Here is a 21,451-nt window from a genome sequence, read left to right on the forward strand (position 1 = left end):
GTGAGGCTCAGTGAGGTAACACATTTCAATGACAACTAGACAGCTTGTTCCTAATTCGGCTATGCTGACCCAGCAGACTAAAGTCGCTTCTAACAAATCGATTATTAGTGCTGATTTGGGTCGGACGGCAACTAAAGCTTGCGTGAGTCGCAACCCGAGTAGCGTTGTTTTCATCCCTGCCAACGTGGCTACTATGCCCGTGGAAAAGGTGCGGGGTGGCAGCTTTGAGTCCAAAGCAACAGACCCTCTGTTGGATATGTGGCTGGAGTACCAGGGCAAGGGTTACGCTATAGGTCAATTGGCTGCAGATTTTGGCGCTAATCTCGGTGGCGCTGACCAGTCGAAAGTAGTAGATGCTTTGGTTAAGGTCTTTTCCTGTGCTGGATATTTCCAGATGAAGGGCGAAATAGCAGTTGTGCTGGGTTTGCCGTTTTATTCGCAGGATCAGTTTGAGAAGGAAAAGGAAGAGATTATCAGCCAACTGCGCTCTCCCCACGTTGTGGTGTACCGGGGCGAGCGTGTCGATATTAATATCAGTCACGTTTGGGTGATGCCGGAAGGGTTCGGCAGCCTGATTTGGTGCGAGGCTCAAGATAACAAGGAGTTTACGCCGGAGTTGCCCGAACTGTCGGTGGCTGTTGTGGATATCGGACACCAAACTACCGATTTGTTAATGGTCGATCGTTTCCGGTTCGCCCGGGCAGCTTCTAAGAGCGATTCCTTCGCAATGAACAAGTTCTACGAACAAGTTGCCTCAAAGATTCCGGGAGCAGACCCTCAATCTCTGTCTTTACTGGAAGCGGTGAATAAACCGGAAGGCCAGCGTTTCTACCGTCCGAGAGGAGCGACTAAGCCGACTAATTTAGATCCGATTATTAAGGATTTGCGAGAGGCTTTCGCTAACGAACTGTCCGAACGTTTGGTGCAGTGGCTGCCGGAACGTGTGACGGATGTTGTTCTGACTGGCGGGGGCGGCGAGTTTTTCTGGGAGGTGTTGCAACCTTTGCTTAAAGACGCCAATCTTAAGGCTCACTTGGCTCAGCCTTCCCGGAAAGCTAATGCTTTGGGACAGTTTATTTATGCTGAGGCTCAGCTAGCCACGATTAAGTAACGCATTAAGGCTTGAACCCTATGGCACTGTGGGCAAAAAATAAGGCGAATTTCTCGGTGGCGTTTACGGAAGATGCTGCGGATCAAACTTTGCTGGCCGCTATTGAAAAAGAGTTGGCTTTCACCAAGTATCAGACTTTCAGCAATCTCTGCAAGCAGGCTTTGTGGCAGTTTTTGTCTGTATCTGAGTCTACTAGCTCTACACAGAGCTTTCAGCGGTTGGAACAGCGTATTGCTGAACTTGTGGTCAAATTTGCTGAGTTTGAGCACAATGTTTCGGCAGAGGAATTAAGCCGTTTGGAGGGACTGGAACATCACCTGAGTAAACTCAGCGCGCAGTTGGATCAATTGCAGGGGAGTGTTAACAGTAAGTTTGCTCAAGTTTCTTTTGCCCCAGTTTCAAAAGTAGTAGAGCCTGGCCCCATTGAGTCTGAGCCTGTCGCGGATGATAATGTAGTGTCTGATGCTGAAGTTGCTCCTCCTCGGAATTCCGATCCTTTGTTGGAGCGTTTAAGTTCTTTGTTACCCCAAGATTTCTAAAATGAGGTAGACCCAGGCTTAAAAGCCTTGAAATGTAATGTTAGTGGCCCGCTGTTGGCAGCCGGTACTGAATACAGAAACAAAGCGATCGCTCTTTTGAAAAAAAAAGGGCGATCGCTTTGTTATATCAATTCATCTGCGTTAATCTGTGTTTATCTGCCCTCATCTGCGGTTAAAAAATAATTTCGTAACCGCAGATGACAAGAGATTAACGCTAATTCACGCAGATGAAGAGAAGAAAGATAGGAATAATTCCGATGCTAACAGATTTATTTGATATTATTTGTCATTTGTCAGTTTACAGTTGACTTTGGTCGGTTTTCTGTGGTTACAAATTACAAATTACCAATTACCATTATTCGATCAATCCTAATTTTTGTAATCGCGAACGAATGGCACTAGGCTGTCGCTGAAATCTCTGAGCTAATTCGTCAATTTGTTGACCGCTAGCATATTCTTTTTTCAAATTTTCGTCTTCATCCTGACTCCACTTGACGTAAGCTCTGGGATATTTCTGGCGAATTTTCTCATTCTGGGTTTTAGGTCGATAACCATTCTTTTGAGCGGCATTCAAACCCGAACCAAACTGTGGGTTAATTTCCCCACTGCGACTAGCTAGCGCCTCTTGCACGCGGCTGGGAATCACAGCAATTTCTTCTGAGAGTTCAGCCAAAGCATTGTCTACTTTTTGCTGAAGTTCTGTTAGCTGCCGCTGCTGCAAACTGCCCCACTGCGGTAGTTCGTTGATAAACTGCTGCAAGTCGAGAATTATTGTTGTCAAAGTTTCGACTTGTTGCAACTCCGGCCGCTGTTTGAATTGGCGGCTGGTGAGTTCGATCTCGCTTTGAATCATTTTAATAGTTTTTTCTAAAATTATTAGTCGCTGGCGCAGGTTCTCAATGGCTGAAATGAGAGAGTGTACGTTTTCTCCAGGCCCAACACTGAGATTTTCGCGAGATGTTTGAGCAACAGCTTCGTCTAAAGCATTTACAGCAAGTTGCAATTGCTCGATCGCGCGATCGGTAGTAGCTGCTTGTTGATTTACGCGATCGAACGTGGCCGCCGTACTTGCTTTAACTTGCTGGTGCAGCTTCTGCCGGTTCACAAAATTCAACACCAATGAAATCACTACAGGCACTTGAGCATAAACGCTCTGCCCCCAAACCAAACTAACAGCCAATCCCACAGCAGAGGCAGCAATAAAAACCACTTCAGCAGTTTCTAACAAATTGCTCGACTTGGGATTTTGGATTTTGGTGGGTGAATTGGATGATGACATAGGCTAATACCATTTTAGATTTTAGATTTTAGATTTTAGATTTTAGATTGGGAATGACTGAGGAAGCTCGGAGTTTGGATCGCGAACCTATAGTTGCATTATTTTTTTCAACTGGTACAAGTATGCGGATAAAAATAAAGTAAGCGCGAGCGCACCTATCCGGTATGGAATCGGACGCCGACCCCCAAATTAGCAGTGGTGAAAAACAGATTAAGTTTTTTATTCACAGCCATCTAATTAAATATATTAAATCTGCAAAATTAGTCGAGCTAAAGTGAAATAAATCAATACCCCAAGGACATCAACTGCGGTGGTAATAAAGGGAGCAGACATTAAAGCGGGGTCTAAACCCAAAGAACGAAATAGAAACGGCAGAGCTGAACCGGCAATAGAAGCTAAAATTGCGATCGCAAACAAACTCACTCCTACCGCGAGTGCCACTGCTAAACTCCCTTGCAGAGTATAAGCCCAGCCCGTCGCTACAGTCCCCAATATAGCTCCTAGCAGCGCTCCCGCCATCCCCTCGCGAACAATTACTTGAAACGGGCCCATTGCTGTAATTTCATCAGTGTTCAAACCGCGAATTACAACAGTTGAGGACTGAGCTCCGACATTGCCTCCAGTGCCAGTCAACAGGGGAATAAAGGCTGCTAGGGCGACTACTTGGTGCAAAATATCTTCTTGAGCTCTAATAATTGCGCCGGTGACAGTATTAGTTAAAAGCAGAACAAACAGCCACACGACCCTTTTCCGGGCAACGGTGATTAAATCGGTCTGAAAATAATTATCACCGCCGGACTGGACACCGCCCAAGGTATAAATATCTTTGGCTGCTTCTTGTTCTAAAATGTCGATCGCGTCGTCAACTGTAATGATGCCGACCAGACGCTGTTCGCGGTCTACAACGGGCACAGCTAAAAAATCGTAACGCTGGATCAGCCTAGCGACTTCTTCTTGATCCGTGCCAGTTTGAACAGAAACTACGTCGCGGGTCATAATTTCGCCGACAGTTTTGTCGAGGGGGGAAGTGACTAAATCCCGCAAAGATAAAATACCGGTCAAGCTGCGTCCGGCGTCGGTGACGTAAAGAGAATAAATTGTTTCGGTAGTTTTAGCCAAAGAGCGAATTCGGTCTAAAGCTTGGGCGACGGTAAAGCTTTCTTTCAGAGAAATGTATTCTGGGGTCATGATCCGACCGGCGGTACTGGCTTCGTAACCCAACAGTTGAGCCGTAGCTTCGCGTTCCGTTGGGCTCAATTCCCCCAACAGGCGACGGACTAATATTGCCGGCAGTTCGTCAAACAGTTTAGCTCGATCGTCCGGGGACATTTTGTCTACAATGTCAATGACTTCTTGGCGTTTGAATTTTTCGCAGAGGGACTGCTGAACGCTGGAGTCGAGATATTCGTAAACTGCGATTGCTTCGTCTTTGGAAAGCAAGCGGAAAGCTATTACTTGCATGGTTTCTGGCAAACCTTCGATAGCTTCAGCTATGTCTGCTTCCTGCACCGGGTGCAAAATCGCTTTTGCTCCTTTAAAGTCTCCTTCTTCCAACAGGGCCCTTAACTGCGATCGAACTAATTCCCGGAGTTCTTTTCGCGCGTAGGTGGGTAGAGAAGACGATTGATAATTTTTTTCTGTTGTCACTGATGACCCTCCTAAACCTGTGCTGCGCGCCTTCCTGAATCCAGTTTAGAGCCTATTGACGCCACTGGTTGCAGCGATCGGACTTGCCCTGACAAGATCCGCACCTGACCCCTATTCTTCTGGTGCGCGCCGAGCACCTTGCGCGATTTAGGATCAAATACATTTATCTTGATCTGCGACACTCATCGGTAGGAAAGGAGAATTGCGTCCGAGCACTTTTTCCAACAGGTTCGTCGCACTTTGATTGCGAATATAATTATTGACTGTTTCTTGCCATTCAGTGTCACTTGCTGGCAAGATCATGCCGTAAGAAATGCAGGTTAAAGGCTGCTCCGGTATAACAGAATATTGGCTGGGAGTTAAACCCTGTCTCAGCGCTTCTCCTACTAACAGCATTCCGTCGCTAGCGAAGGCATCGATTGCTCCTGATACTGCATCTTTTACACCCGACTGTCTGCCCGCGATACCTTCATAAATTCGCTGGTTGGCTAGTTGATATCGGCCTGCAATGAATTGTTGGGTAACAGAACCGCTTAGCACGCCAATGGTCACGTCTTGCAGGAATCCCGAAGGGTTGACTCTCAGTCTGTTTTCTGGCTTGACTAACAGATAAGTGCCGCTGTATAAAAAAGGCAGTGAATATGCAATCCCGTTGGGAGGATTTTTTAGAATTGTATTAGGCCCGCATTCTAGGTGAGTCCGCTTGCTGGTTACGCTGCGGAAGCGCCCTTTTTCCGCTGATTCGTTTAGATCTGTTTCTACTTTTTCTAAGCGGATGGAGCGATTTAATTTTTTTTCTAAGTCAGCTCGGAAAAGTTCTAAGCCTTCCATGCAAACTCCTTGCCATTTTTCACCTTCTAAGTAGCCGAAGGGAGGGGCATCTTTTCGGATGCCAACTTTTAGAATGCCGGTTTGCCGAATTTCTTCCAGTGCTGTCTGGGCTGAGGCAACTGTAGGTAAAGCTGCAGGAAATAATATCGAAAATATGGCTGTAAATGCTGCGAACTTGAGGTTTTTCTTGGTTAGCGTTGAGTTCATTTGTTCAGCATCCGAATAGATATTTTACGGGTTTTTAATATAATACGCAAAAAAACCATATTGTCAATATATTTGGGTGGTTGTATTTTGGGTGAGCGGTGTGTTGTTGGTGGTGCGATCGGCTAACTTCAACCAGCACCGTCTAAAATTAAGTTTCGGGGGCTACGTAAACCTTTTTTCTGCCGCGTCACGGGTTATACACACAAAGAAGTTTTGGGCAAGAATTGGTTTGACAACTTATTACCTTGCTATAGTCAACAATTAATTAAAACTGTCAATATCACCTGCCAGCAGTGATAGTGAATCCCCTCGCTCCAGCTATACTTCCTGTTCAAACTACCAATGTGTTGGGCTGGGATTTAGACTCTCAAAGCAAGGAACAGGGAACAGGAAGGGATCATCTCAATGAAAGCAGCCCAGCCCAAAATTGGAGTTTTGAGGCAGGAGGAAAGAGGAACAAGGAATGAGGAAGAAGGAATGAGCCAAAAGAAGTGTTTTTACACATATGAGATGCTCTTGAACAGGAAAACCCTTTTATGTAGGAATGGGTTTCAAAAGCTGCATCTGAATAGTGTAGAATTATAACACACCAGAGGGGACATTAGAAGGTGCGTATTGTGGGATAAAAATTCTCTGCGATCTTAATTTTATTACGTAATGTTTAAAATTGTATCTTTTCCTTAACCCTTTTATATTCTTTACCAAATCTTTATTTTGTTTCGAGAGTCTTGTTATGGTTGCTTCTAGCGAGCTTAGAGCACTTTGCAACAACAGTGAAATACCCTTTAGTTAAAAAAGAGGTCTTTATGACACACTGCCCCTGCTGCTCCAATCAAATGCTGCGTCACGTTTGCGATCGCCAAATCTACTGCTTTTGTCGTCAATATTGGCAAACAATACCTATCTACAATCTGAACAGATGTGGCTCATCGCCCTCTATAAATCTAGTTAAACGGCTAGGGGTTAAGGAACAACATTCCTTACAGAGGGAAGTTAACTGATCAACTTAGCGGGTATAAAGTTTAGAGAGTGCCTTATCGCTAACTGGTTTTCAGGCTCAATACTTAGTTTTATTGCATCATTGAATTACCTAAGTATAGCCCAAAAAATTGCAGACAGCTCTATTCATCTATTGCTTAATTTATGGTAATCCCTCGACGCAAAGTAATTATCAGTTTAGACCAAACAAAACTTAAACGATTGCTACCTCTTTTGCTTGGTGTGGTGGCTTCTCTTGCTGTTTTATTTACGTGGCAACAGCTAACCATCAACGGACAAATTCACATGGAGCAGTTAATTCAGCAGGAAGCCAATGCGATTCAGTCACAACTGAGCGAAGGATTATCAATTCGGGTGTTAACACTTCGGCAAATGGCGAATCGCTGGCAAGCTAATGGCGGTACACCAAAGGCTCTTTGGGAAGCCGATGCTGAGGCTTATTTAAAGGATTTCTACGGTTATCAGGCGATCGCATTAGTCGATCCATCATTTCAAGTGCGATGGGTTGTGCCACTAGCTGGGAATGAGGCAGCCCAAAACCTAGAGTTTAATCGGGAACTGCGTCGCAAAATCAGTTTGCAAGTAGCTCGTGATTTGCGTCAACCTATCTTAAGTCGCAAGATTTCACTCGGTCAAGCGGGTCAAGGAATTCTAGCAAATTTTCCTTTATTTGTAGGTGAACGTTTTGATGGGTTTATTGTCGGAGCTTTTGAGTTTAAAACTCTATTTGAAAGTATTTTAAAAGTCTCACCAGGGTACAAGGTGGCTATTTATGATGGCACAAGTTTGCTCTACGGTCAAGAGTCTTTTTCTCAAAATTCCGATCGTAAAACAGTTGTAGTGAAAGCCTATGGTGTAGACTGGAGAATAGATGTTTGTCCAGATTTAGATTTAGTAGAAAGAGTCAAGTTTTATTGGCCTAGAATTGTATTAATTGGTGGCTTAGTTTTAGTGGGGCTGCTGATGTGGGTCATGTATCTCGCACAAGTTAGTTATTGCAAAGTCGATAAATTCAAAAAAGCCAATCGCCAGTTGCAATGGGAAATTCACCAGCGACAACAGGCAGAAATTGCGATCGCTCGACTAGCTGCGATCGTTGAATCTTCGGAAGATGCCATTCTCAGTAAAGATTTAGAGGGTGTAGTTACAAGTTGGAATGTAGGAGCAGAAACAATTTTTGGCTATACAGCGGCCGAAATAGTAGGGCAATCAGGGAAAAAACTGATTCCTGCAGACTATCGAGATGAGGAAAACGAAATTCTCACCAAAATCCAGCGAGGAGAACGCATCGAACACTACGATACAAAGAGGCTGAGGAAAGATGAAACATTAATCGATGTCTCGATGAGTGTCTCCCCCATTAAAGACCAAGCAGGGAATATAATTGGAGTCTCAAAGATTGCCCGGAATATTGCTGACCGCAAACAAGCAGAAGCAGCACTACGTGAAAGTGAAGAACGCTGGGAACTTGCTGTACGCGGGACTAACGACGGCATTTGGGATTGGAATGTTCAAACCAACGAGGTCTTCTTCTCTAGTCGCTGGAAGGAAATGCTGGGCTATGAAGACCACGAAATCCAAAACATTGTAGACGAATGGAGTAAGCGGGTACATCCCGATGATTTGGGATGGGTGATGCAAGCCATTCAAGACCATTTTGCCAAGAAAACTCCTTTTTATATCACAGAACATCGCGTTCGCTGCAAAGATGGTTCCTACAAGTGGATTTTGGATCGGGGTCAGGCACTTTGGGATGATGCAGGTAACGTAATTCGGATGACTGGCTCTCACACCGACATTACCGAGCGCAAGCAAGCTGAAGCTGCTTTACAGGTAAGCGAAGCCAGATATCGGCAATTGATCGATAACTTAAATGCGGGTTTTGTGATTCATTCGACAGATACCAGCGTCCAATTATGTAATGAAACGGCCGCTGAATTACTAGGGTTTTCAATGGATCAAATGCTGGGAAAAACCGTGAGCGATCCGGCATTGCATTTGGTGCGGGAAGATGGCAGCGTTATGCCCCTAGAGGAATATCCCGTGAATCAGGTTTTATCAACTGGAAGTTCCCTCAAAAATTATGTTTTAGCAATTAAAAAAGAAATTAATAATTTTGTTTGGGTATTAGTTAATGCCTACCCAGAATTCGATAAGAACGGTCAAATAAAACAAGTGGGAGTTACGTTTATTGATATTAGCCAACGCAAAAAAGTAGAGCTGGAAATCCAACAAACTCGCAATTTCTTACAAGCACTGCTGGATAATCTACCGATTGCGGTTTTTGTTAAGGACGCACAGCCTAAACAATTTGGCGTATTTCAGTTTTGGAATAAAACCAGCGAACGGTTATTTGGCATTTCAGCCGAACAAGCGATCGGCAAAAGTGGCTATGATTTTTTCCCCACAGAACAGGCTATCTTTTTTGACCAAAAGGATAGAGAAGCCTTTGAGAAAGGTAAGAGTGAGGATATTCTCGAAGAAGTTATTGACAGTCATAGTTTGGGAAAACTTTGGCTGCATACGGTGAAGATTCCCATTTACGACGAGCAGCATCAGCCACAGTACCTACTTTGTTTTTCAGAAGATATCACAGATCGCAAACACGCAGAAGCAGAGCTTAGAGAACTGAGTGAGGTGATGAAAAATGCGGTGTCCGGCATTTCCAAAGTGGATGTACAAGGACGTTACCTCTATGTGAATAAAGCTTATGCTGACGTGACAGGCTATCAGCCAGAAGAAATGATCGGGATGTCTTGGGAAAAAACCGTACATCCCGATGAGTTGGAAAAACTGGTTGCGGCCTATTGGCTGATGGTGCAAGAGGGCAGAGTTGAAGTTGAAACGAAAGGAGTCCGTAAAGACGGTTCGGTTTTTTATAAGCAATTGGTGATGATTTCAACTTACGACGAACAGCACCAATTTATGGGGCATTACTGCTTCATGAAAGATATTAGCGATCGCAAAAAAGCAGAACTTGCCCTAGAACAGGAACTCCTGCGGACTAAAACACTTTTCAACACTTCAATGGATGGTGTTGTGGTCATGAATCGCCTCGGAAAAGTCGTCGAAGCCAGCCCCAGTTTTGCGCGGATGCTGGGTTACAGCCTAGAAGAAACCATGAATATGAGTGTCTTTGATTGGGATGCTCAATTGACAAAAGAAGAACTACAGCTTTTCATCCTCAGAGACGAGATTGTTCCTCTGTTTCAGACGCGACATCGCCGCAAAGATGGTTCCATCTATGATGTGGAAATTAGCTGGGATCGGGTAGAATTAGAAGGTGAAATGATGAACTTCTGTATCTGCCGGGATATCACGGAACGCAAACAAGCGGAAATTGATTTACAAATCTCTCAATCGCGATTTGCAGGAATTTTAGAGATTGCCAGCGATGCGATTATTTCTATCAATACCAATCAGCAAATTACTCTGTTTAACAAAGGAGCAGAACGAATTTTTGGTTACGCGGCTGAGGAAGTTTTAGGGAAACCCCTGGCGATGTTGATGCCCTCGCGCTTTGCAGAGGTTCACCATCAGCACATCAGCGAGTATGCCCACAAGGGAGCCTATGCAAGGCAAATGGCACAGCGAGGAGCCATTTTTGGACGGCGCAAAGATGGCACAGAGTTTCCGGCAGAGGCTTCCATTTCCAAAATCGAGATCGGCGGTGAAATTATTTTTACTACCTTTCTGCGAGATATTACGGCTCGCCAACGCAGCGAAGCGGAACGTCAACAAGCAGAACAGGCACTCCGAGAGAGTGAAACTCGCTTCCAAGCCTTCATGAATCACAGCCCTGCTGTTGCCTGGATTACCGATGAAAATGGTGTAATGCTCTATGCCAGCCAGACTTATCTCAATACCTTGGAGTTACCCAGTGAGGATGTGATTGGAAAATCCATTTTTGAACTTTACCCTGCCGCCTTCGCCCAACAATATCTAGACAATATCCAAACGGTTGTTGAAACCAACGAGCTAATTGAAACGATTGAGATGGCGTCCCGTCGAGATGGGACTCTGGGTGAGTTTTTGGTTTACAAATTTCTCATCCCCGACTTACCTGGGCAAATGCTAGTAGGTGGTGTGGCGATCGATGTGACGCGACAGCATCAAGCTGAAACCGCCTTACAACTGAGTGAGGAACGCTTGAAACTGGCACTAGAAGCTTCTGGAGATGGACTATGGGATTGGGACATTGAAACTGGAAAACTTTACGTGAATTCCTACTACCAGGAGATGTTGGGTTACAAGCCGGGTGAATTGGTGATGGATGTGAACGTCTGGGAACAGATGATTCACCCTGATGATAAATTCTGGGTTTTTGAGGCTCTCCATAGTAACTTGCAAGATAGCTCAGTTAAGTATGCCTTTGACTATCGTGTGCGTTGCAAGTCAGGTGAGTGGAAGTGGATCGCTAACTACGGGAAAGTCGTTGCCTACGATGAAGATGGTAAGCCTTTACGGATGATTGGAACGCACAAAGACATTAGCGATCGCAAACAAAAAGAACTGGCACTGCAGCACGCAATGGAAGCAGCAGAAGCAGCGAACTTGGCAAAAAGTACCTTCCTAGCCAATATGAGCCACGAATTACGCACTCCTCTCAACGTAATTCTAGGATTTGCTCAGGTGATGACCCATGACCCATCCCTAACTCCCAACCAAAAACAAGACCTGCAAACAATTCGACGGAGTGGAGATCACCTCTTGAGTTTGATTAACGATGTGCTGGATCTCTCGAAAATTGAATCGGGACACTGCACAGTTGAACAAAGCGGATTGGACTTAATTGCGCTGCTGCATTCCCTGCGAAATATGTTGGCGGAACGAGCAACTTCTAAAGGACTTAACCTTTGTTTCGAGATTGCGCCAGAAGTTCCCCAATTTATGCTTGTCGATGCTCAAAAACTGCGCCAGGTTTTGCTGAATCTGCTGAGTAATGCCATCAAATTTACCGATCGAGGAAGCATTACTTTGCAAGTCAGCATTGAGGCTTGCGGTACAGTGGCATTAAGCACAACTCGGCCGATTCTCCAGTTTGTAGTCGCTGACACAGGTTTAGGGATTGCACCGATCGAACTCGATACCATCTTCGATGCGTTTGTGCAAGCTCAAGCTGGGAAGCGATCGACCGGCGGTACGGGGCTAGGTCTAACCATTAGCCGCAAATTGTTGGAACTCATGGGCGGAAAAATTTCTGTCAGCAGCACTGTGGGACAGGGGAGTACCTTCACCTTTACCCTTCCCGTCAGCCCCATCAGTGGAGTTAATGTTACACCCGAAGAGAATAATCGCCTCGTGATTGGGCTGGCTGCAGGTCAACGGGATCATCGCATTTTGGTGGTTGACGATCAAGCAGAAAATCGCTTGCTAATGGTCAGATTACTGACACAATTAGGATTAGAGGTAAAAGAAGCTACCAACGGACAGCAAGCTGTGCAGATTTGGCAACAATGGCAACCCGACCTAACCTGGATGGACATTCGGATGCCCGTGTTAGATGGATACGAGGCTACGAAGCAAATTCGGGCAATGGAAGACGGACAGAACAGTATCATTATTGCACTTACGGCCCAGGCTTCCCAGAGCGATCGCGCGCTCGCCTTGGCTGCTGGCTGCAACGACTACATCAGCAAGCCGTTCCGGGAACAGACCCTATTTCTTAAGATGGCGGAATACCTAGGTTTAGAGTATGTATATCAGGAAGAGGAAACAGAAAAAGGGGAACGGGGAACAGATGGTTTTCCTTCTTACCTCTGTTCTGTTGCCTCTTCCGTTTCAGATTCCCTCGATCCAATGCTTCTGGCGACATTACCAAAAGTATGGGTGGTGCAGTTGGAAGATGCTGCTTTATGTGGGGATGATGTTGCGATAATTGAACTGGTAGCTCAACTTTCCTCGGAACTCGCTCAATTCGGTACTCATCTGACGGAACTCGCCAACCAGTATCAATTTGAGAAAATCATTAATCTAATTCAAGGTAATTTCCCAAGTGGAATTCCTCCATTGGATTTATAAGCTGTTGTGCAGTTAAACGTTTGATTAGGACTAGGGAATTAGGAACAGCCAACAATAAATAATACAATTTAGTTATTGGTAATTCTTGACCAAAGTCTCCTTAATTTTTATTGAAAATTACTGCTATAATGCCTCATAAAATTACCAAAATTTCCCAAATCCCTCCTTTAACTTTAACAAGTTTAGAGGAATGCAGCCAAGAATCCGTGTATGATGCCGGTCATATTCAGCCCCACGGAATCGTTTTATTGATGCAAGGAAAAAGCCTCAATATTTTACAAGCGAGCGAAAATGTAGAACAGTTTTTTGGCATTTCTGCCCAAGAATTGCTAGGTCAGCCATTACCAGATTTATTGGGTCACGAGCAAGTACAAGAAATTGTCAGGCATCTCAATCAAGAAGAAGTCAACATTCATAATACTTTCGAGCTAAAAATACCTCTAAAAGACGGCAAAATTCAAACATTTAGAAGCACACTGCATCAACTACCAGATGAGTTGATTCTGGAGCTAGAACCCCAATTGACTATTGAAAATAATCATTCAATAGATTTTTATCAGCGTCTGCAAACAGTTATCCTCAACTTTCGTAGTGCGCTCAATATTTCGGATTTAGCTCAAACCATTGCTAAAGAAGTAAAAGCCATGACCGGTTTCAATCGCGTGATGATCTATCGTTTTGAAGCAGATGAGCATGGCGTGGTGATTGCTGAAGAGAAAGAAAGCTATCTAGAAAGCTACCTGGGATTGCATTACCCGGCGATCGATATTCCCGTACCCGCCCGCAAATTGTTTTACAGCAATTGGGTGCGCCAAATTCCCAATATCAATTACACCCCGGCCCGCCTAATTCCTACCAACAATCCCCTAACCGATACACCCCAGGATCTAAGTGCTTGTGTGTTAAGGGGAGTATCTCCCTGCCACATTGAATATTTGCAGAATATGGGAGTTGCTGGGACACTGACGATTTCGTTAATTGACGATCGGCGCCTCTGGGGATTAATTGCCTGTCACCATTACAGCTCGCGATTGGTAGATTACGAAACTCGCAAAACCTGTGAATTTTTAGGACAATTTGCCTCGATCGAACTGGTACATCAGCAAGAGCGAGAATTGAACGTTTACCGATCGCAAGCGAAAACTATTCAGGATCAACTTCAGCAGGCGTTCCGGCGAGATTCTAATTTTATCGAACAGGTGTTGACCGAAAATGCTTCTCAATTGCTAGATTTAGTTCATGCTCAGGGAGCTGCAATTATGCTCGATGGTCGTCTGACATTGGTGGGTCAAACACCATCTGAAGCTGAGGTTGACGAACTCCTGCAATGGTTGCTGGAACAGAACAAAGAACGAGTATTTGCAACAGCTTCTTTGTCTCAGTTGTATCCCCAAGCGAAGCAATTCAAAGAGCGAGCTAGCGGTGTTTTAGCAATCTCAATCTTCTTATGCTACGCCATACAAAAGTCATACCATATCCTTTGGTTCCGACCCGAACAAATTCAAACCATAAACTGGGCAGGTAATCCACAGGATGCTGTGTCGATCGACGAAATTGGAAAAATGCACCTGTGTCCCCGCAAATCCTTTGGACTGTGGCAAGAGACAGTGCGGGAGATGTCTTATCCGTGGCAAATTGCAGAGTTAGAAGCTGCTGCTGAAATGAGACATATCCTCATGCTGGCGGTGTTAGAATTTTCGCAAGCTGCCCTAGAACACGCTGCAGAAAGGGCAGCTATAGCCAACCGTGCCAAAAGCCAGTTCCTTGCCAACATGAGCCACGAGCTCAGAACGCCACTCAACGCCATTCTGGGATTTACCCAGCTTATGAACCGCAGCCCCTATATTCCAGAAGAATTTCAAGAGCATTTAGGGATCATTACCCGTAGTGGAGAACACCTGCTGACACTGATCGACGATGTTTTGCAAATGTCTAGGATTGAAGCAGGGCAATTGGTACTAAGTGCAAGCTGTTTTAATCTGCATCGACTGCTGGGTTCTATTAACGAGATGTTCACCCTCAAAGCGGGTGAGAAAGGGTTACATCTAAGCAGCGAGTGGGATGCTACTGTCCCCCGTTATGTCTGTGGCGATCAAGCAAAACTTCGCCAAATCTTGATTAATCTGCTGGGGAACGCGATCAAATTTACAACAGCAGGAAGCATAGCCCTGCGCGGACGAGCTTTTTCATCAGATGATATGCCATCCGGTACAAATGGCGATCGCGCCACTCATCAACCCGACGTTCAACCAACTATTACCCTGTGTCTCGAAGTTGAGGATACCGGATCTGGCATTTCCCCCTCAGATTTAGAATCAATTTTTGACGCATTCATCCAAACCAATCGCGGTCGTCACGATCGAGGAACAGGTTTAGGACTGTCTATCAGTCGTGAGTTTGCGCGTCTGATGGGAGGCGATATCACCGTGCGAAGCACCCTGAATCTAGGCTCGACTTTTACCTGCCAAGTCGTTTTGGAACTACCAGAGTCCGTTGATTTAGAGGAACCTGAAATTAGCGATCGGATTATCGGGATCGAACCTGGGCAACCTATCTACCGAATTCTAGTAGTAGAAGACGTTCCAGAAAATCGGCAACTGCTGGTGACGCTGCTGGAATCAGTTGGGTTTGATGTGTGTGCGGTGGAAAATGGGGTAGAGGCGATCGCTTGTTGGCAAACATGGCACCCTGACCTGATTTTGATGGACATTCAAATGCCTGTCATGGATGGTTATGAAGCGACGAGACAGATTCGAACACAACAGTCATTAGTCATGAGTCATGAGTCATCAGCAGGTAACTCAGGGCAAATGTCACAGGACAAAAGACAAATTACACGCATCATTGCCCTCACTGCCTATGCTTTTGAAGACGATCGTATCGCCAGCCTGCAAGTCGGTTGCGATGACTACATTGCCAAGCCGTTTACTGAAGACACACTTTTCAACAAAATAGCTCATCACTTGGGCGCCCGCTACTGCTACGCCGAAAAAGCTGGGCCAGACTCATCAGCTTCCCCAGCAAAGATATTTACTCCTGACTTGAAAACCATGCCAACCAAGTGGATTGCAGAAGTTCATGAAGCAGCACTAGATCTTAGTGATAATAAGCTTTATGAACTTATTGCTCAAATTCCCAAGGAGAAACAAGATTTCATCGCGGCGATGACATCTTTGGTGGATAACTTTCAGCTTGAAGCGATCGCAACTCTCACCCAGATTTAGGAATAAGACCATGACAGCTTTATTCAAACTTGCGGCCCAAACGAATATTCTCATCGTCGATGATACCCCAGACAATCTGCGCTTGTTAGCCAAAATTCTAGAGTCACAGGGCTATATTGTGCGTAAAGCGCTCAACGGCCGAATGGCACTCCAAGGTGTTCAGCGCGATCCACCGAGCCTGATTTTACTTGATATTAATATGCCGGAGATGAACGGGTACGAAGTCTGCCAAAAGTTAAAAGCATCGGAAACGAGTTCTCAGATACCGGTTATTTTTATCAGTGCGCTCGAACGACTGGAAAACAAGGTACGAGCCTTTGAACTGGGGGGTGTAGACTATATTACCAAACCATTTCAAGAGCAGGAAGTGCTGATGCGAGTAAAAAATCAATTACTCATCCAACAGCAACGCCAACAACTGATAGAACAAAATCAACGTTTAGAACACGAAATCCAGGAACGTCTGAGGGCAGAAGCCGAAGTAAGGCAGCTATCTGTGACCGATGAATTAACTGGATTATATAACCGACGAGGCTTCTTTTTACTAGCAGATCAACAACTAAAAATTGCTCGACGCACGCAAACATCCTATTTTATTTTGTTTGCTGACTTAGATGGTTTGAAAAAGATTAACGACACTTTAGGACACGAAATGGGAGACAGAGTAATCGTTGACGCAGCTCAAATATTGAAGCAAACCTTTCGTGAGGCGGATATTGTGGCTCGACTGGGAGGAGATGAATTTGCTTTATTTATTCCTAACTTTTCTGGCGATCCATCTACTAATTTCCATTCTCGGCTGCAAGAAAATATAGATCGCTTTAATCAACAGTCCGAGCGAGCTTATATATCAATAAGTCTTGGTGTGGAGTTTGGCGATTTAAACAATGAATTTTCATTAGAACAATTGCTGGCAAAGGCTGACAAACTCATGTACGAGCATAAACGCACCAAACGCTGTTTAAATCCTCAACCGTTCTTTTGATAACAAGGATATTGGAGCGCCATAAGCATTATTTATTAAACGTGAGTTCAACCGAGAAAGAGTAAACTGAAAACAAGATAGGTAAACAGCTTGCAGACTTTAGCCCCTGGGCCGGAAAACACGATGCAGTACACATCATCACACCTAAACCTGACAGGGTACCAACCGGGTTAAAAGCTCTCTCTGTATTAGGTTAATGGTGTGATAAAAAGATGTCGTAGGTATTGTCCAAAATCCTGAGCTAAAATTGACTGACTGATGCTGTATGGGTGGATAGTTTGCCTACAGTTGCATTCTTTTTTTAAACTGGTATTATTGGCACCAAGCGATTTTATCTATTTTCCTAATCGCGCTAAAATGATGCCTAACTGAACTGCAATTACTCCTAGTATGGCACTGCCTGCCCAGTAAAAAGCGGCGATGCGGTAAGATCGATCGCGCCATAAGACATTCGTCTCTAAACCGTAAGTTGAAAAAGTAGTATAAGCACCCAAAAAGCCCGTTGCTACCATTAACCGTACTTCCGACGGAATAGTCACCACCCGTTCAAAAGCGAGGGTGATAAAAAATCCCATAGCCAAGCAACCCGTGATGTTAATAAAAAAAGTTCCGTAGGGAAAAGCCGTCCCGAAACGATTGGCAAACCACAAGGTGATATAATACCGGCTCAAAGCGCCGGCAACGGCACCTAAACTAATTGCGATCGGGTGGCGCAGATTCGGGTCTTGCAGCATACAGCTATTAAATATTTGGTACTTGATATAGAGATGAATTTTAAATTCAGCCGACTTATGTAAAGTATTGTAGGATTAAATTGGCGATCGCTCTAGCTGTTCGCAATTAAAATTAAGAGAGAGTATTTATGCAAATTGTGCTAGCTACCTTAGACGATGGTTTAGTTAGAGCGTGGGAAAGCACTTGCGGCAGTATGGAAAATGTAAAGATACATCACGGTTCAATATTTGATGTCAAATGCGATGCTATTGTTAGTCCGGGGAATAGTTTTGGTTTCATGGATGACGGCTTAGATTTAGAAATTTCGGAATATTTTGGAGGGCAGGTTATTGAACGCTTGCAAAAAATAATTCAGGCTCGACATCACGGCGAACTTTTAGTAGGACTGGCAGAAATTGTAGACACCGATCATGCTGAAATTCCCTATTTAATCGCGGCACCAATTATGCGGGTTCCCACAGTTTTAAGAGAAACAGTAAATGTTTATCTAGCAACCCGCGCTATTTTGACTCTCGTAAAATTTGGCTCAGTCCCAGATGGAACTCCAGTCAAACATATCATTGAAACTATCGCTATTCCAGGCATGGGTACGGGAATGGGCAAAGTGCCTCCACATATCTGCGCCAATCAAATGAAAGTTGCACTCGAAGAGATCCTCTTATCTAAGTATGAATTTCCTCAATCTTTACTGCACGCTCAAAGATGTCACCACTTGTTATATACGGACGGAAGCGAAGATTTGCAGTTGGAAAATTAAAGCTCTTAAATTGGCCCATTTTATTGTGTTGAGAAACCAAGTGTATTAGTGTGTCTTTTTTTAGGTATAGAGACCGATCGCAAATTTAAGTGCGCTAAACCGTACCTGCAAGTTGGCGGTATCCTACACAGGACAGCAACTTTGGTAGATATAATGTAATAGAACTGAGGTCATTCCAACTAGGTAAGCGCGGATACAAAAGTTGATAAAGCTGGAACAAGAATTGCCTAGTTTTTATTAAATGTCAGAATTCCTTCTGGCGCTACACGTACAAAGTCTGTATAAAAGACCACAATTGTTTCTGGCGCTACACCTACAAAGTCTGCATCCAGGGACTGTTAGTTTTTTTCAAAATGTTTACTACCAAAGGAGAAGATTGATATGACAGATCCAAAAGTAACCGAAGAACCAATTTTAGAGGCAACTCTCGAAACGACGGATCTCGTCAAAAAAGAGATGCCCGACGCGACTGATGAGGCGATCGCAGAAACTGCAGCGCTGTTTGAAGCAATTAAAAAACGCGCCACCGCCGAAGTGCAAGCAGCGGGCGAACTCACCCGCGAAGCTTATTTAAAAGCTGTGAATAAGGCCTCCGGGGCGATCGAAGAAAATAAGGATCTCGCCCACGAGAGATTCACAGAAGCAGTCAGGCTGATTAAACAAGAAACTGAGAAAAATTGGCTGGTGATAGATGCGATTAAAACGCGGGCGCAAGCGCAAGTCCAAGATGCAGGCGTTGTCAGTCGCGAAGCTTATTTGAAAGCAGTGCGGCAAGCGCGAGAAGCGGTGGAACAAAATAAATTGATCGAACGATCTCGCATCGAACAAGCTGTCGATCACATTCACACGGAAGCTGAAAAGAATTGGCACGTTATTGTGAAGCAAATTGAGTCGATCGGCACTCGCTTGACGGATGCGGCTAAGTCTGCATGGAACGCGCTGACGGCGTTTTTTGACAAGTCTCACAGCGATCGCGGGGATTCGTAGAACATGGTATTTTTGGGGCGGGCGGGACGCCCACCCCACAATAATTTCATCAGCATTGACTGTAAAATTGAGATGCGCCTCTGCTTAAAAATCGTCCGGGCATTTGCATTCAGCAGAAGTTTCAGGCATACTGCATAATTAAAAAGCTTTATTTTTAGTCCACAATCCCCAATTATGAGAAGTTACTACTGCGGCGAACTGCGAAGCGAACACATCGGAGAGACTGTCACCCTTTACGGCTGGGTGGATCGCCGCCGCGATCATGGCGGGGTGATTTTTCTGGATGTGCGCGATCGATCGGGTATCGTGCAAATTGTCAGCGATCCTGAACGCACTCCCGATTCCTATCACGGGGCTGAGGCTTTACGCAGCGAATACGTGCTTAAAATTACGGGTAGAGTCAGCAGCCGCCCCGAAGATTCCCTCAACCCGAAATTGCCTACGGGTGAGGTGGAAATTTACGCTGACGAAATTGAGTTGTTGAATGCGGTTCGCAAACAGTTACCGTTTCAGGTAGCGACGGCGGATACCGAAAGCGTGCGGGAAGATTTGCGGCTGAAATATCGCTATTTGGACTTGCGGCGCGATCGTATGAGTCGCAATTTGCAGCTTCGCCACCAAGTTGTGAAAGCTATGCGCCGCCACCTGGAAGATGTCGAAGGTTTCATGGAAATTGAAACGCCGATTTTAACTCGGGCGACTCCCGAAGGTGCGAGAGATTACTTAGTTCCCAGCCGCGTCAATCCCGGTGCATGGTATGCTTTGCCGCAGTCGCCGCAGTTGTTCAAACAATTGTTAATGGTGTCTGGTTTTGACAGATATTATCAAATTGCCCGCTGTTTCCGCGATGAAGATTTGCGCGCCGACAGACAGCCAGAATTTACGCAATTGGACATGGAAATGAGTTTCATGTCTGTGGAAGAAGTAATTGCCTTAAATGAAGGTTTAGTCTGCCATATTTTCCAAACTGTCAAAGGCGTTGAATTGCCTTGTCCTTTTCCGCGTTTGACTTACGCAGAAGCGATGGATCGCTACGGTAGCGATAAACCGGATACTCGCTTCGGTATGGAATTAGTCGATGTTTCCGATTTGATGAAAGATTCGGGATTTAAGGTATTTTCCGGGGCGGTTGCTGCGGGCGGAATTGTGAAAGTTTTGCCGATTCCGGGCGGGAATGATGCGATTTCTAACGTGCGGATTAAACCGGGCCCGAAAGGGGATTTGTTTAAGGAAGCCAGCGAAGCGGGTGCGAAGGGATTGGCTTACATTCGGGTGCGGGATAATGGCGAAATTGATACGATCGGCGCTATTAAGGATAATTTGACGGAAGCACAAAAACAGCAATTGCTCGATCGCACGGGCGCGCAACCAGGTCATTTGTTGTTATTTGCTGCGGCTGATGCGATAACTGTCAATAAGACTTTGGATAGATTGCGTTTGTTTGTCGGTAACGAATTGGGATTGATTGACAAAGAGAAGATGAATCTGCTGTGGGTGACAGATTTCCCGATGTTTGAATGGAACGCTGACGAGAAGCGTTTGGAAGCTTTGCACCACCCGTTTACTGCGCCGCATCCTGACGATATTAATGATTTGAAAACTGCGAGAGCTCAAGCTTACGATTTGGTGTTAAACGGTACAGAAGTCGGCGGCGGTTCTCTGCGGATTTATCAGCGGGAAGTTCAGGAAAAGGTGTTTGAGGCGATCGGCTTATCGACTGAGGAAGCTTACAATAAGTTTGGCTTTTTGTTGGATGCGTTTGAGTATGGAACTCCGCCCCACGGAGGTATTGCTTACGGTTTGGATCGGTTGGTGATGCTGTTGGCTGGTGAGGAATCTATTCGCGATGTGATGGCGTTTCCGAAGACGCAGCAGGCGGGTTGTTTGCTGACTAATGCGCCGTCTGGTGTGGATGAGAAGCAGTTGAAGGAGTTGCAAGTGCGATCGACTTATACGCCCAAGTCATAATTGTATAAAACACCTTGACAATTTAACCATTTGTAAATTCCTGACTTCTTTGAGAAGTCGGGAATCTGGGTAGTTCGAGTTTGGTCTCATTGATGCAGAGGAGTTGGAGAGTTTGGTTGAGGTTGGTTTCGGTGAGTTGGGGAAACCAGGATTTGGGGAAG

Annotated in this window: 12 protein-coding genes; 8 read left to right on the forward strand and 4 right to left on the reverse strand. The window is 45.1% G+C overall.

Translation table 11 applies throughout. From position 1 onward, the window contains the following. Positions 1-28 precede the first annotated feature (28 nt). Positions 29-1,111, forward strand: coding sequence for a ParM/StbA family protein (locus tag QUB77_RS05915; RefSeq protein ID WP_333041971.1), 1,083 nt, complete (start codon positions 29-31; stop codon positions 1,109-1,111). A gap of 20 nt (positions 1,112-1,131) precedes the next feature. Next, a complete protein-coding gene (locus tag QUB77_RS05920) occupies positions 1,132-1,650 on the forward strand; it encodes a hypothetical protein (RefSeq protein ID WP_333170559.1) in 519 nt (172 codons plus the stop codon). A 355-nt stretch (positions 1,651-2,005) separates the two neighbouring features. Here QUB77_RS05920 and QUB77_RS05925 read toward each other — a convergent pair whose 3' ends face one another. The 3 genes from QUB77_RS05925 to QUB77_RS05935 form a co-directional block, all read right to left on the reverse strand. Beyond that, the gene (locus QUB77_RS05925; protein ID WP_333170558.1) at positions 2,006-2,929 is read right to left on the reverse strand and encodes a hypothetical protein; all 924 of its coding nucleotides are present in this window, start codon (positions 2,927-2,929) and stop codon (positions 2,006-2,008) included. A gap of 246 nt (positions 2,930-3,175) precedes the next feature. Then, positions 3,176-4,576 (reverse strand): magnesium transporter, encoded by a 1,401-nt coding sequence (gene mgtE, locus QUB77_RS05930; protein ID WP_333170557.1) that lies wholly within the window; start codon positions 4,574-4,576, stop codon positions 3,176-3,178. 153 nt (positions 4,577-4,729) lie between these two features. Next, positions 4,730-5,614, reverse strand: coding sequence for an amino acid ABC transporter substrate-binding protein (locus QUB77_RS05935; protein ID WP_333170556.1), 885 nt, complete (start codon positions 5,612-5,614; stop codon positions 4,730-4,732). A gap of 1,143 nt (positions 5,615-6,757) precedes the next feature. Here QUB77_RS05935 and QUB77_RS05940 point away from each other — a divergent pair. The 3 genes from QUB77_RS05940 (at position 6,758) to QUB77_RS05950 (ending at position 16,843) form a co-directional block, all read left to right on the forward strand. Beyond that, positions 6,758-12,634, forward strand: a complete 5,877-nt coding sequence (locus QUB77_RS05940) for a PAS domain S-box protein (RefSeq protein ID WP_333170555.1) — start codon at positions 6,758-6,760, stop codon at positions 12,632-12,634. A 128-nt stretch (positions 12,635-12,762) separates the two neighbouring features. Then, positions 12,763-15,858: a response regulator gene (locus QUB77_RS05945; protein WP_333170554.1), complete on the forward strand. Its 3,096-nt coding sequence runs from the start codon at positions 12,763-12,765 to the stop codon at positions 15,856-15,858. A 10-nt stretch (positions 15,859-15,868) separates the two neighbouring features. Then, positions 15,869-16,843 carry a diguanylate cyclase gene (locus QUB77_RS05950; protein ID WP_333170553.1) on the forward strand — a complete coding sequence of 325 codons (975 nt, stop codon included), beginning with the start codon at positions 15,869-15,871 and terminating at the stop codon, positions 16,841-16,843. A 335-nt stretch (positions 16,844-17,178) separates the two neighbouring features. Here QUB77_RS05950 and crcB read toward each other — a convergent pair whose 3' ends face one another. Then, positions 17,179-17,577 carry a fluoride efflux transporter CrcB gene (crcB, locus tag QUB77_RS05955; RefSeq protein WP_333170552.1) on the reverse strand — a complete coding sequence of 133 codons (399 nt, stop codon included), beginning with the start codon at positions 17,575-17,577 and terminating at the stop codon, positions 17,179-17,181. A gap of 128 nt (positions 17,578-17,705) precedes the next feature. Between crcB and QUB77_RS05960 the strand changes: the two genes are divergently transcribed. From QUB77_RS05960 to aspS, 3 genes are all read left to right on the forward strand, one after another. Then, entirely contained in the window at positions 17,706-18,335 is a 630-nt protein-coding gene (locus tag QUB77_RS05960; protein ID WP_333170550.1) for a macro domain-containing protein, read from the forward strand. 381 nt (positions 18,336-18,716) lie between these two features. Then, positions 18,717-19,322 (forward strand): hypothetical protein, encoded by a 606-nt coding sequence (locus tag QUB77_RS05965; protein WP_333170548.1) that lies wholly within the window; start codon positions 18,717-18,719, stop codon positions 19,320-19,322. A gap of 174 nt (positions 19,323-19,496) precedes the next feature. Further along, complete coding sequence (aspS, locus tag QUB77_RS05970; protein WP_333170547.1) at positions 19,497-21,290, forward strand: aspartate--tRNA ligase; 1,794 nt, start codon at positions 19,497-19,499, stop codon at positions 21,288-21,290. The last annotated feature ends 161 nt before the right edge of the window (positions 21,291-21,451 follow it).

This window comes from Microcoleus sp. AT9b-C3, assembly GCF_036705485.1.
Classification (GTDB): domain Bacteria; phylum Cyanobacteriota; class Cyanobacteriia; order Cyanobacteriales; family Microcoleaceae; genus Microcoleus.